The sequence below is a fragment of the Edaphobacter aggregans DSM 19364 genome, from assembly GCF_000745965.1.
In the GTDB taxonomy this organism is placed as follows: Bacteria; Acidobacteriota; Terriglobia; order Terriglobales; family Acidobacteriaceae; genus Edaphobacter; species Edaphobacter aggregans.
The window spans coordinates 146,075-159,146 of record NZ_JQKI01000001.1 but is presented as its reverse complement, the minus strand read 5'-3'; the positions used below and the strand labels follow the sequence as shown (position 1 = coordinate 159,146).

11 protein-coding genes are annotated in these 13,072 nt (G+C 61.9%); 3 read left to right on the top strand and 8 right to left on the bottom strand.

The features are described from left to right. Positions 1–594: 594 nt before the first annotated feature. Positions 595–1,116 carry an NINE protein gene (locus Q363_RS39940; RefSeq protein WP_035347043.1) on the bottom strand — a complete coding sequence of 174 codons (522 nt, stop codon included), beginning with the start codon at positions 1,114–1,116 and terminating at the stop codon, positions 595–597. Positions 1,117–1,393: 277 nt separating this feature from the next. On the opposite strand from Q363_RS39940, the gene Q363_RS00705 reads away from it, so the two are divergent. After that, on the top strand, positions 1,394–1,603 hold the full coding sequence (locus Q363_RS00705) for a hypothetical protein (RefSeq protein ID WP_035347042.1): 210 nt from the start codon (positions 1,394–1,396) through the stop codon (positions 1,601–1,603). A gap of 95 nt (positions 1,604–1,698) precedes the next feature. Here Q363_RS00705 and Q363_RS00700 read toward each other — a convergent pair whose 3' ends face one another. The 4 genes from Q363_RS00700 to Q363_RS00685 form a co-directional block, all read right to left on the bottom strand. Then, a complete protein-coding gene (locus Q363_RS00700) occupies positions 1,699–2,853 on the bottom strand; it encodes a glycosyltransferase family 2 protein (protein WP_035347040.1) in 1,155 nt (384 codons plus the stop codon). Further along, entirely contained in the window at positions 2,850–4,730 is a 1,881-nt protein-coding gene (locus tag Q363_RS00695; RefSeq protein WP_035347039.1) for an ArnT family glycosyltransferase, read from the bottom strand. Before Q363_RS00695 ends, Q363_RS00700 begins: the two co-directional genes overlap by 4 nt. 280 nt (positions 4,731–5,010) lie before the next feature. Continuing rightward, positions 5,011–5,700 (bottom strand): DUF3341 domain-containing protein, encoded by a 690-nt coding sequence (locus tag Q363_RS00690; protein WP_245631960.1) that lies wholly within the window; start codon positions 5,698–5,700, stop codon positions 5,011–5,013. 39 nt (positions 5,701–5,739) lie between these two features. Continuing rightward, on the bottom strand, positions 5,740–6,117 hold the full coding sequence (locus tag Q363_RS00685; RefSeq protein ID WP_084079805.1) for a BON domain-containing protein: 378 nt from the start codon (positions 6,115–6,117) through the stop codon (positions 5,740–5,742). A 292-nt stretch (positions 6,118–6,409) separates the two neighbouring features. Here Q363_RS00685 and Q363_RS00680 point away from each other — a divergent pair, with 292 nt between their 5' ends. Beyond that, on the top strand, positions 6,410–7,798 hold the full coding sequence (locus tag Q363_RS00680) for a PP2C family protein-serine/threonine phosphatase (protein WP_035347038.1): 1,389 nt from the start codon (positions 6,410–6,412) through the stop codon (positions 7,796–7,798). A gap of 36 nt (positions 7,799–7,834) precedes the next feature. On the opposite strand, the gene Q363_RS00675 is transcribed toward Q363_RS00680, so the two are convergent. From Q363_RS00675 to Q363_RS41930, 3 genes are all read right to left on the bottom strand, one after another. Beyond that, positions 7,835–8,446: a cytochrome b/b6 domain-containing protein gene (locus tag Q363_RS00675; protein ID WP_051978135.1), complete on the bottom strand. Its 612-nt coding sequence runs from the start codon at positions 8,444–8,446 to the stop codon at positions 7,835–7,837. A 163-nt stretch (positions 8,447–8,609) separates the two neighbouring features. Next, the gene (locus Q363_RS00670) at positions 8,610–9,872 is read right to left on the bottom strand and encodes an amidohydrolase/deacetylase family metallohydrolase (RefSeq protein WP_157466445.1); all 1,263 of its coding nucleotides are present in this window, start codon (positions 9,870–9,872) and stop codon (positions 8,610–8,612) included. Positions 9,873–10,307: 435 nt separating this feature from the next. Next, positions 10,308–10,565 carry a hypothetical protein gene (locus tag Q363_RS41930; protein ID WP_035347034.1) on the bottom strand — a complete coding sequence of 86 codons (258 nt, stop codon included), beginning with the start codon at positions 10,563–10,565 and terminating at the stop codon, positions 10,308–10,310. Positions 10,566–10,790: 225 nt separating this feature from the next. On the opposite strand from Q363_RS41930, the gene Q363_RS00655 reads away from it, so the two are divergent. Continuing rightward, entirely contained in the window at positions 10,791–13,058 is a 2,268-nt protein-coding gene (locus Q363_RS00655) for a sulfatase-like hydrolase/transferase (RefSeq protein WP_035347033.1), read from the top strand. Positions 13,059–13,072 lie beyond the last annotated feature (14 nt).

Here is a 13,072-nt window from a genome sequence, read left to right as displayed (position 1 = left end):
ACTTCCGGCACCTTCGGGTGTTCTGGTATGTCATGGTGGCTCTGGCGGTCGCCCATCTTGCTCTGGTTGCGTTCGTGCAATGGGGAGATCAGCGACTACCAGGCTTCGTGCTTGTCCCGTCGGCATCCTCGATTTTGCTCTGAGTCTGTTCTGTGCTCATACGGCGCTCAAGCGGTACGCCAACTGAGTGACAGCGCTGACCGGGAAACGAGCCATGGGCGGGTGGCCCACACATAAACACACTCATACCTCGGGTGCCCCATTCATGCGGTCTCATCGCATGAGTGGGGCATTCGCGCCAAAGCGCGAACCGCTTTTCCAACGCCATCCGGCTAGGTGGCCCACATCTGGCTTCAACCACCAGTCGGGGTGACCCACGGTAACGACGGTGAACAGTGAGCCACAGATCATCGCATTCCTGAAATCAATGGTTTCCCCTCCTGCAATGCTCTCACGATCCATTCAGGCTTTGCGGCTAAGCGCCGACACTCGGCGCAGCAGCCTTTGAGCAGCTTCCTGTTTTCATCCGTGACTTCGTCGGCTGCCAAGATGGGATCGTTGAAGGTCACGGTTTCTGTACTACGTCGATGTGCGTTAGACGGCGGGTTGGATGGGGGCTATGGCGATTCCGCAGTGGGGGCAGAAGACGGCTCCGGTTTCGATGGGGCCTCCGCAGGCGGGGCAGGGGGTGGTGGGGGCGGAGGTTGGCTGCCAGGAGTAGCTGTTGGCGCGGATCTGACCGGAGATGTATGCGGCCTGCGCGGCGTTGTAGCGGCGGACGCGGGAGGGCATGAAGAAGGCCTCGATGAGGCCGAGGATGGCGGGGATTACGGTCCAGGAGAAGAGCAGGTAGAGAAATCCGAGGCCGTTGCGGCGGAGGTAGAAGTGGTGGATGCCGAAGGTTCCGAGGAAGATGGCGAGGAGAACTCCGACGATCTCGTCGCGGCGGGCGTGCTCGTACTCGGCGTAGAACCAGGCTCGCTGGTGGTCGTTCATTCCGGCGGTGTAAATGGGATCGTTGAAGGTCACGGTGTGTGCTCCCGAGTGCTGGTGAACGATACGGAGGGGCGGCGGTTGCGGTTCCGTTGTGTGTGTTGGCTCGGCTGGCTGCTTCAAAATACAGGGGTTTCTCCACTGCGCATCTCACGATGATGCTGTGAGATGCTTCGGTCGAAATGACGTTTCTTCTATTTGAATGAGATGGCGCTTGTGCGGTCGAGATGATGTTTGTTCTTCAATCCGGACGACGTTTGGCGGGAGTGATTGGGTTCTCGCGGACTAAGTTGGTCGCGATTTACAGCGGACGAGGGAGAGGCTAGAGTGTGGTCATCATGGCGGCACGAGGCAACATCGCTTGCCGTGATCGAACTCAGAACGAGCACAGGAGACGGCGATGGAACATCTTGAAAACGGTCAATGTGGACTTTGTACTCACTTCGGTGAGAGCCATCACTCGGCGCCGGCGCTGGTGACGATTCTGAAGAGTCACGAGGCTCCTCTAAACATGGTGGATGAATGCGGGCATCCGAAGCACGCCGATCTGCACCTGAAGGTGACGCCGATCAGCGGGTGTGATGGGTTTACTCCTGCGGCTGCAGCCTAGCAAGGAAACTGACAAGCGCCTCTGCTGCCGGGTGCGGCGCAGAGGCGTTTGTCATTTAACGAACAGCTACCGCGGCTAACCAACAGCTGCGGCGACTAGCGGCGTCGCTTCATGCCGAGGAGGCTGAGGAAGAAGCTTCCGAAGATGGCCTCGACGCCTAGCATGAAGCAGGTGGCGGAGGGCAGGGTGAGGCGGAGCATACGCTGGGGCGAGAGGTCGCCGAAGCTGGCGGCGTGCCAGATGTGGAGGGCGTAGGCGAAGATTCCTGCGCCGAGCAGAAGCAGGAAGCAGCCGAAGAGGAGGCCGGTCTCGAGGGTGATGTACTCGAAGACGCGCTCGAACTTCGGGTTGGGTGGGAGGAAGCCTTCCTGAGTTCCGAAGACCTTGGCGCTGACCGCGAAGACGGAGATGTGTGCGCCGATGAGGACGAGGCCGAGCGCGTAGGTGAGGGTGTCGACGTCGAAGGTGTAGGGGCCGATGGTGCGGGGTCCGGCGATGAGCGAGAGAGAGATGATGAGGCCGATGAAGAAGGTAATGACTCCGGGGAGAAGGAAGAGCCAGCGCGGGCTGTAGAGGAGAAGGAAGCGGAGGTGACGCCAGCCGTCGCGCCAGGTGCGCAGGTGCGGGGCGCGGCTGCGGCCGTCGGGCGAGAGGGTGGTGGGGACCTCGGTGATGCGGAGGCCGCCGAGGGAGGAGCGGACGACCATCTCGCTGGCGTACTCCATGCCGGTGGTGTGGAGGTCGAGGGCGAGGATGGCGTCGCGGCGCATGGCGCGGATGCCGCAGTGGAAGTCGCCGACGGGGATGCGGAAGAAGAGGCGGCCGATGAAGCTGAGGACGGGGTTGCCGAGGTACTTGTGGAGCGGCGGCATGGCTCCGGGCTTGATCTCGCCGCGGAAACGGTTGCCCATGACGAGGTCGTAGCCGTCGTTGAGTTTGGCGAGGAAGCGCGGGAGGTGGCCGAAGTCGTAGCTGGCGTCGGCGTCGGCCATCAGGACGTACTTGCCGCGTGCGTCGGCGATGCCGGCCATGAGGGCGGCTCCGTAGCCGCGGGTGGGGACGTTGAGGACGCGCGCGCCTTCTTTGCAGGCGATCTGCTGGGAGCCGTCGGTCGAGCCGTTGTCGGCGATGAGGACCTCACCGGAGATGTTGTTGTCGCGCAGTGCGGCGACGGCCTGGCGGACGCAGAAGGCCAGGGTCTCGGCCTCGTTCAGGCAGGGCATCAGGATGGTGACGGTGAGATCGCTCATTGCGGGCGAGGTGCTCCTTTTTGTTGCGTGCCGCTTTGCGTGGCGGGCTGCGTGGCGGCGGTGTTCTCGGGGGGCGTTGCGGGGTTGAGGGGGAGAGCGTAGAAGGGGGTTCCGTCGAGCTCGTGCCAGCCGGCGGTCTCGGGGGTGGTTCCGGTCATGGCGCCGGGGTTGAAGTAGCCGACGAGGACGCGCGCGCCTTCGCGGCGGACGGCTTCGACGGCCTGGTCGCGATGAGGGATGATGGCGAGCGAGGCGTCGGGGTGGGGCTCGGGCTGATAGATCTCGGAGAGGATGCGGACGCCGGCGATGCGCGCCCAGTAGTGGTCGTAGACGCAGGCGCGGGTTCCGACACAGGCGATGGTGTCGCCGGGGCCGACGCCGAGGTCGTTGAGGGCTGCGGCTGCTTTGTAGGTCTCGGGGTCGTACCATCCGCCGGGGTAGCCTGAGGGGATGTGGCGGCGAAGGTCGAGGACGATGCGTCCGGACTCACCGACGGCGAGGAGAGCGGTGAACAGGACGAGTGCGGGGGCGGTGGCGTGGAGGAGCGCGGCGGAGTGCGCTGGGCGTAGCGAGGCCACGAGCGGAAGGACGACGGCGAGGAAGCCGATGGTGACGTAGCGCTCCTCAATATTGACCATGCCGTAGATGCACCAGACGGCGATGCCGAGGAGCATGGGGGCGACCCAGAATCCGTTGCCGGAGAGGCGGCGGCAGAGGTCGGGGCGCGCGCCGAGGAGGAGGAGAACGGCGAAGAGGGCGAGGATCTCGGGGTGGTTGAGGAGGTAGCGGACGGTGAGTTCGGTGTCGCGGACGATGGCGTGGATCTGGCCGCCGGGGTTCATGTGGGGCTTGACCTGGTCGTTCCAGAAGGAGGTGTCGAACCAGTCGGGGTAGGTTCCGTAGGGGAGTTGCTTGTAGCTGACGACGAGGGGCGCGGTCATCAGGACCTGGTTGGGGTGCTTGAGGTGGACGTCGGCGGAGCCGTAGAGCTGGGGCTGGCCGTTCTGGAGGTGAAACTTCTCGGTTCCGCCGACATACCAGGCGTAGTTGAGGCCGCCGGAGTCTCCGAAGTCGAAGTGGCCTTTCTGGCGAGAGAGCGCGGCGATGTAGGGTCCGGCGACGGCGGCGAAGCAGGCGAGGGCGAGCGCGGCGGCGGGGGCGATGCGCGCGAGGGAGTGCCTCTGCCAGAGCCAGCGGAAGGCGACGAGCGCGGCGAAGCAGAGAAGGCTGAAGAGGAAGGCGAAAGACTTGGTGAGGTAGGCGAGGCCGAGCGCGAGGCCCATCAGCGCGGCGTAGTGGAGGCGCGCGGTGGCGAGGTGGCGGAGGAGAGCGGCGAGGCCGAAGAGGAGCATGGCCTGGAGGAGCGCGTCGGGGCGCACCTTGCCGAGGCTGAGCTCGCGCTGCGAGGCGACGACGAGGAGGGCGAGGCCGAGATAGCGGAGGGTGTACTTGTCCAGAATGAAGGCGCTTGCGGTGCTGCCGGTGGACGCGACACGCTCGTCGCGCAGGCGGATGATGGAGTCGGTGAAGGCGACGACGGCGAGCATCTCGAGAGCGAAGATGCCGAAGTTGACCATGTAATAGGCGTGGAGCTCGGTGAATCGCGTGGGGTGGAAGAGGCGATGGCCGAGGGCAAGGGTGGCGGGATAGAGCGGATGCCAGTAGGCGTTGACGATGCCGGCCCAGTGGTGCGAGCCGATGAGGTCGCCGATGTCCATGTAGGCGACGGCGTCGCCGTCGATCTGGTAGGGGTCCCAGAGCGCGTAGCCGAAGGTGACGAGGAGGACGAGCAGACAGTAGAGCGGCCAGAGACGTCGCAGACAGGCTTCGGGCAGCCAGCGTTGGAGCGGGGAGGACTCCGGCTGTGTTTGGGTCATACGGTAATGTCGTGTCCTTAAAAGACGCTTTCCTTTCATCATCGCAGATGAGGTTTGCATCTGGAGCAAAAAGAGGGGAAATCCGTCAGTTGTGAATGGGACAAAAGAGAATGGAGGGAGAGCCTGAATTTTCAATAGGGTTGTGTGCTTCAGGAGCGATTGCGGGAGAGAGGTCGGTGCGGGGTGGTGATGAGGTCGGCAGTGGTCACGATATGAAAAGCCCGGACCGACTGTGGAGGGTCAGTCCGGGCCAGGCATTCGGGTTGCTCTGCAGAAGGGATTAGCGAGGTGTTCTGGGTATTGTTCCGGCGATCCGATCCTGTTCGAGTGGGCGGTCGGGTGCGGTATCGGTGCCGGAGAGATCGCCATAGGTTGTGCGTGCGCCGGCTTTGGATGCCATGGGAGCCTCGGTGGAGAGTGGGACGTCGCGGCCGGCAGCTTTCGCGGACGAGCTGGCCTCGCCGGCGGAGGAGATGTCGCTGGCTCCGGTCTCCTTGAGAGCACGTTTCGCAGCGTCGATCTGATCGGAGGTGTCGCAGTGGATGGAGAGGAGGACTCCTCCGTCTTTGACGGCGCCTTCATAACGCTTGGCTTCGTACTCAGGGATTCCCATTCCTACGAGGGCTCCGACGAGTCCGCCGACTGCTCCGCCGACGCCGGCTCCGGCAAGGGTTGCCATGATGGGGCCTGCTGCGATGAAGGGGCCGACGCCGGGAATGGCGAGAGCACCGATGCCGGCGAGAAGGCCGAGCGTTCCGCCGAGAACTCCGCCGGTGGCTGCGCCGGTGGTGGTGCCTTCAGGAGCCTTGGTGGCCTTCTCGTGCGCGAAGGCGCGGGTGCTTTCGTTATCGGGGAGGAGGACGGAGATGGCCGAATTGGTGAAACCGCGCTGAATGAGGAAATCGACTGCCGTCTCTGCGATTCCGGGAGTTGCGTAGATGCCATAGACTGCTGTGTTTTTGCTGGACATTGAGTTGCTCCTTCGCCGCCTCGGCAGCGTATGGGGTAATTACTTCGCGATGGTGATTTCGTTGGTGACCTTGTCGGCAGAGACGACGTTGGCTGCGATTTCAGCGACCTTCGCTTTCTCGTCGTCCGATTTGACGGGGCCCTTGAGGGTGACTGCGCCATTCTTCGTGACGATCTTCACGTTGTGCGCGTAGGTGGAGAGATCTTTGTTGGCCATGATCTCTTTGCGGATCTTTGCGGTTATGTCGCGGTCGGATTTGGTGTTGCTCTGCGTGTCCGCGCTCTGCGTCTGGTTGTCCTGGTTCTTGTTATGGGCGGAGTTATCTGGTGCTTGTGCCATTGCGCCTGGTGCGGCGGCTGCAAGACACACGACGAGGGTTGCGGCCGAGGCCGCATGTTTCCAATGTTTCGAAATCATGTCTGTGTTGGACCTTTCCAGAAGACTGAAGCCTTCGGTTTACCGGGCCGCAAAGGTCGATAAATAGCGGCTCCGTCGAGCTGTTCTAGATAAGTGTGATGGTTTGGGGTACGAGGGAGTTGTCTTTCATCCGGAGGGGTTGCGTAATGGTTCTGTAATGAGGTGCCCTTTGCGCAAGGGAGGGCTCAGGAGAGGCGCTTTTCGCTATCGGCTTTACTCTTCGCGAACAACGCGTTATGGTCCACGGCAGAAGTATTTGCGTTTGAAAATCAGGAGCGCAACTCCTTTCTCTATGAAAGCTCTCGAAGCCGATTCGCCAGCCTTCCACACAGCGTTGCTTGAGAGTGAGCGACGCCGCATCTATGGCATCACTGCGTTTCTGTTGGTGTTTGCGATAGCGATTGCGGTTCGCATCGTGATCTTCGGGTCGCGCATGAGCCCGTGGGGCGTGTTCGTTCTGCTGGCAGTGGTGGCGTATGAGCTGTGGACGCTGGGGGCGGTGACGAGGGCGCTGAAGGGTGGAGGCGATCTCTCGAACGGGCTGCTGCTGTTCAACATCCTTCTGGAGATCGCGGTTCCTGCGCTGGGGGTTGGCTTGTTTTCAAGTCCCCGGCTGGAGTTTGAGTACAGGCCGATCGCAACGCCGTGGGTGCTGGCGTTCTTTCCGCTGATCATGCTCTCGGTGTTGCGGCTGAATCCACGGGTCTCACGGCTTGCGGGAGTTGCGGCCGTGGTGGGGTACCTGGCGAGCGCGTATTTTCTGGGATGGCGGCCGAGCCTCGAGAATCTGCAACAGCACACGGTGCAGCAGACGGCGGTGGCTTTCTACGCGGCGATCCTGCTGGCGAGCGGCTTTATCGCGGGTATGGTGAGCGGCGAGATTCGAAAGCACGTCGAGGCGGCGCTTCGCGATGCGGAGACGCAACGTCAACTGAAGCAGGTGGAGCATGACCTGGAGATCGCGCGATCGATTCAACAGTCGTTGATGCCGAGCATTCGTCCCACGATCAATGGGATGGAGATCAGCGGGTGGAATCTGCCTGCCGATGCTACGGGCGGCGATTATTTTGATTGGAAGAAGCTACGGGATGGCCGCTTCGTCGTGACGCTGGCGGACGTCACCGGTCATGGCATTGGTCCTGCGCTGCTGGCCTCGGTGTGCCGCGCTTATGCGAGGTCGAGCTTCGATACGCACGATGATGTTGTGGAGGCGATGCAACACATCAACCGGTTCTTCGGAGAGGACCTGACCCCTGGTCGTTTTGCGACGTTTGCGGCTGCGGTGTGTTCGGAGGACGGGAGCAAGGTGGAGCTGCTCTCTGCGGGACACGGGCCGCTGTTTGTGTACTCCTCGACCCGCGATGCGTTTGAGGAGCTGGCGGCGCAGGCGATTCCGCTGGGGCTGCTGCCTGAGCTGAACTCCGCAGCTCCGGTCGTCCTGAACATGGAGCCCGGCGACATGATTGTGCTGGCGACGGACGGGTTCTTCGAGTGGGAGAACGCAGAGGGTGAGCAGTTCGGCGTGGAGAGGCTGACGCAGGTTGTGCGGGAGTCGCGACAGAGATCTCCTGAGGAGATTATTGCGGAGCTTTACAACTCTGTGCGCACGTTTGCGAATGGCGCAAAGCAGATGGACGATCTGACGGCGGTGGTGATCAAGCGAGTCGCGAACGCAGCCTGAGCGACGTTGCCGGTGCGAATGGTCAGCAGGACGGACTCAGATGCCGGCGTACCACGCGTAGCCGGCTTCGGTAGCGGCGGATCCCAGACCTTTGCCGAAGTGTTTGAGCGTGTCGGTGACGGGCATCGCAAGGCCGGTCCAGATGACCAGCGGAAACAGGACGAAGATCACGGCAATATACGCGCTGCGCTGCACGACGTTGTAGGAGTGGGCTTCGGCCTCCTGTGGGGGCGCGCGGCGAAGATATCTGGCGAAGACGTCGCGGACCGCTCGCCACGTTGTGTCGGACTTCGCCGGCAGCAGGTTTTTGCGCAGATGGCCGCTCCACAGAATGAAGATTCCGTAGACGAGGCCAGTCAACACGATGACCCATGCAGCCTGGAATTGGAGGTATCGGCTCCAGCTGTTCTGATCGGGCAGCACGGTGCTGTAGCCGGTGGGAACTGTAGCTCTCGATGAAGGGATCGGGATGCTGAAGAGCGGAGAGGTGTTCACATTGCCGATCTCACCCCAGTAAAAGCGCGGATGAGAGATCACGATCTCAGCGCCGGTGACGAGCAAGGCAAGGAAGGAGAGTACGGTAAGCCAGTGGGTCACGCGGACGATGGCGGCATGACGTGGTGTCTCCGGATTGGACGCAACAGCCATGACCGAACCTCATTGCTTGCTCAAAGGTCTCAAGGCAAGACGCATGCCAGGTGCGGCTTCGAGTTCCGATGATTGGAGATCATAGTCCCGCAGATTCAGCCATTTCTATTCATTTTTTAGCCAATTGCGAGGAAGAATCGACAACGAAGGAAGCGACTGCCTCTCAGCGGGTTGCGTACTTGAGGTGGCCTTCGCGCCAGGGGACGGCGGTGCGGGCGTTTAGGTCGAAGAGGACGCGGCCGGCGCGGATGGTCATCTCGGGGACGATGCGCTGGGTTCCGGTGACCTTGCCGGCGAGGTCGGCGTAGCCGAAGGTGCCGGTGTCGACGCGGAGGACGGCGATGTCGGCGACGGAGCCGATGGCGAGCTGGCCGAGCTCGGGGTGGCCGATCTCGGTGGCTGGGTTGGTGGTGGACTCGCGGATGACCTCGTTGAGTGGAACGCCGAGGGCGAGGATCTTATTCATGACGTTGGGCAGATTGAGCATCACGCCGGTGGCGGAGCCGACGTGGAGGTCAGTGGAGATGGAGTCGGGGAAGAAGCCGCCTTTGACCATGGGCTCGGCGAGCGCGAAGGTGAAGGAGCCGCCGCCGTGGCCGACGTCGAACTTGATGCCGCGACGGCGCGCGTCGAGCATGTAGGGCGCGGGCTTGCCGTCAGGGCCGAGCAGAGGTGCGGGCATGCGGAAGACGTGGGTGCTGATGTCGCCGGGGCGCAGGACGGTTTCGATCATCTCCTTGTAACTCTTGTTGTCGAACCAGCCGAAGTCGACCATGACGGGAAGGTGGTTGCGGTTGCCGGCCTCGACGGCTTTCTGAACGGAGATGAAGTTGGGCTGCTGCCAGTGCGCGGTCTTGACGCCGACGATGATGTCGCGGTTGTCGGCGATGACCTTGGAGAGCGCGTCGAGGTCCATGTCGTGGTCGTTCTGCTCGGCGGCATCGTCGTTGGCGGCCATGCCGGCGCCGATAATGTTGATGAAGGCGAAGACGCGGGTCTTTGAATTGTCGATGACGCGGCGGCGGAACTCGGGGAAGTCGCGCCAGCCGGAGGAGCCGGCGTCGGCGACGGTGGTTACGCCGTAGGGGATGGACATGGGGTCGGGCGGGACGGAGAGGTCGCCGTTGCCCCAGGCGTTGTGGCGCAGGCCGGTGAAGACGTGGACGTGGATGTCGACGAGGCCGGGGGTGAGGTAGAGGCCGGAGATGTCGATCGCCTGCTTCGCCGCGCTGGCGGGGATGGAGGGCTCGATGGCGGCGATCTTGCCGTCGCGAATGGCTACGTCGCGCTTGGTGTCGACGTTGTTCTTTGGATCGATGACGTGGCCGTTGCGGAGGACGATGTCGTACTGCTGGGCGGACGCAGAGAGAGTGCAGAAGAGAAGGGTGGAGGACAGGATGCGGAGCATGGTTGGGAGTATAGCCACAGGGAGCGGTGCGCCGCCTGCGGCAATTTACCTAGGGGATGTGTGGCCCGAATCTAAAGCTCGAACAATCCCGCTTCATGCTTCGATGAGGCATCACGAATCGGACGGTCAATATTGCGCCCGATAGGCGTTGACATGAGCAGGGAACAACTCCTCATAGAGAGGATAGCCAATCCCGAGGACCTCTACCTCGAGGCCATCCGCTCCCAGTTCCTGCCATCAGCCGCCTACGCCGCGATCCAGCCATCGTAGTCGAGGATTCGAACGCCACCTTGAGCAGGAAACTTCCCTCCAGCAACGCCCATCGGCGGGTCTCCGGACTCCAAGTCGGAGTGACCGATGAGAACACCATTCCCGAGAACTTCAAATCGCATCGTGTTTTGGAGGCTAGCCTGTTTGCGATCCCGCTGCAACAGGTTGTTTCGTGGCAACGGATCAGATTCGGCGGCGGACCTCGATGGCAGTTCCGATGGAGGGGCGGCTGCTGATGATGTTGATCTTGTGCTCGGGCGGGCCGAGGTGGCGCAGCAGGCGCTGGGCCTGCTGCCACGACTCACAGCGAACGGGAGAGGGGTCTCCTTCGGCGTAGAGTTCGTAGCCCTCGGTGGTCTGCCGCATGACGAGGGCGGTGTGGCGGGTGAGGATGTCGGTGGCGGCGGCGGTGCGTATCTGCGAGTGCTCGGTGCTTTGCATGACGGAGTCCCTCTGGGAAGTCTTCAGCAGCTCAACGATAGGAAGAGATTTGCGGGCTCCAATCCCACAACGGTGCCAGAGGAGTGCGGGCCAAAGGATGCGATGTGCGGGCGGTTTGATCGACAGGTCGGGCCGTTTGGTGGCAGACTAGTGCGGGCGTGTACGTGGGCACCACGCAGGACTCGGGCCGACCTCGGTGAAAGAACTTCTCATCCGGGAGCGATCATGCACCGCACTCTCCGCTTTATTACAGCTATCTTGTTTCTGACTCTGGGAGTCTTCGCGGATGCCCAGATGAGCGGCTCGCTGACCTCGGGGCCGTCCTTCAACCCATCCGGTCGGGGGGGTGGCGGCAACAAGCAGCGTCCGAACATCCTGTTCATCATCATGGACGATGTTGGGATCGACCAGATGCAGATCTTCGGCTATGGCGGAGGGACTCCGCCGCTGACGCCGAACATCAACGCGATTGCACGAGCGGGCGTGCGGTTCAGGAATGTGTGGTCGATGCCGGAGTGCTCGCCGAGCCGGGCGATCTTCTTCGAGGGCCGCTATCCTCTGCGCACGAATGTCAACAACGCGATCCTGAGCAACGATCTTGCGAACTCGCAGGTGTCGCCCTTTGAGGTGACGACGCCGGAGATTCTGCGCACGAAGAACTATAAGAGCGGGTTGTTCGGCAAGTTCCATCTGGCGGGGCCGTACAACAACGAGTTCACGAATACGACGCCGCACGTGCTGGGTTGGGACTACTTCGACGGGTTCCTCGAAGGCGCGATGCATCCCATCGACACGACGCTTGGCGGCCAGTATCCTGTTCCTCCTCCAAATCCGCCCAATCCCCCACCGCCACCTCTCTACTCTTGCGGGTTTATCCCGAACAAGACGGTGGATCCAACCAATGGAGCTGACGCGGGCGCGTGTGTTCAGCCTGACAAGTCCTGTACGCAGCTGACGAGGAGTGCGAGCCTGCCGAACCCAGGCTTCTCCTGCGTGCAAAAGGGCGGCATCTTTGTGAAAGAGCAGAGCTGCGCGGCTGCGACGAAGATTGACCTCAACTTTGAGCTCCCAAATGCCTACTACGTGTGGAATCGCGTCATCAACACGGAGGACGGCCGGGCGATACAACCCTCGTTGAAGTTGCCGAGCGCGCGCGGCTATGTGTCGGACGCGACCGTGAGCGCGGCGGTGGACTGGATCAACAAGCAGAACGCGGCGAAGAAGCCGTGGATGACGACGGTGAGCTTCGCGAATGACCACACGCCGTACCAGCAGCCTCCCGAGTATCTGCTGTCGAGTCCGACGCCGGACTCGACAGGCTTCGCGTGCACGGGCAACTCGAAGGAGAACGAGATTGCGACGCGCGTGATCAGCAACCAGATGATCGAGGCGATGGACACGGAGATCGGCAACCTGATGGTGTCGTCGGGGCTGGCGCGACGGCTGGGCAACACGATCGACTATCGTCCGGAGGAGACGAACACGATGGTGATCATCGTGGGGGATAACGGCACGTTCGCTCCGGGTGTGAAGGAGCCGTTCGACGCGAATCGCGCGAAGGGCTACGTGTACCAGACGGGCGTGTGGGTTCCGCTGATCGTCGCCGGGCCGATGGTCGCCTCGCCGGACCGCGAGGTGAAGAACATGATCAATATCACCGACCTGTTCCAGCTCTTCGGCGAGATTGCGGGAGCGGACGTGCGCAAGATCGTGCCTGCATCGCACATCCTGGACTCGCAGCCGATGCTGGCTTACCTGACGAACCCGAACCAGCAGAGTATTCGCACGACGAACTTTACACAGTCCGCGAACAACATCCATATTGTGCCGCCGCCGCCGTGCGTGATTACGCTCACCGATCCGAATACGTGCGTGCAGTTGTTCAACAGCAAACAGCTGTGCAACTTCGAAGGAGGCCAGTGGTACGGCCCGAATCCTGATGTCGGTACAACGGTGTACAACTCGTGCTGCGATGTGCAACGGGGCACGAATACGACACTGGGATTCCTGCCGGTCGATCAGCAGGCAGAGCGGAACGACAATTACAAGCTGGTGCGGCAGACGCAAACGGTTTGCGGGGATTCAGACGCAACGGATACGACGAAGGTCGTGAATGAGTTCTACCAGATCGATGAGAACGCACCGATTCCGCTTATCGATAAGGCAGATCTTGCTCTTTGCGACGATACGACGAAGTGTCCCAATGGTCTCTCGCCGGAGCAGGTAACCATCTACAACCAGCTGACAGCTTCCATGAACGAGACGCTTGGTTCGGAGCCGCCTTGTCCGGGTGACGGGAACGAAGACAAGGTCGTCAATCTTGACGACGTCAGAAACTGGTTCTTCTTCGCGACGAATCCAGCGAAGCAGCCGGATACGGGAGAGCTGACGACGTCGAGCTGGTACGACTTCAACATCGATGGCAAGACGAACAGGGCGGACCTGCAGGTGATCGTGCAGCACTTCGGCACAAAGTGCGCGAAGAAGAATTGAGTTATGGGCACGGC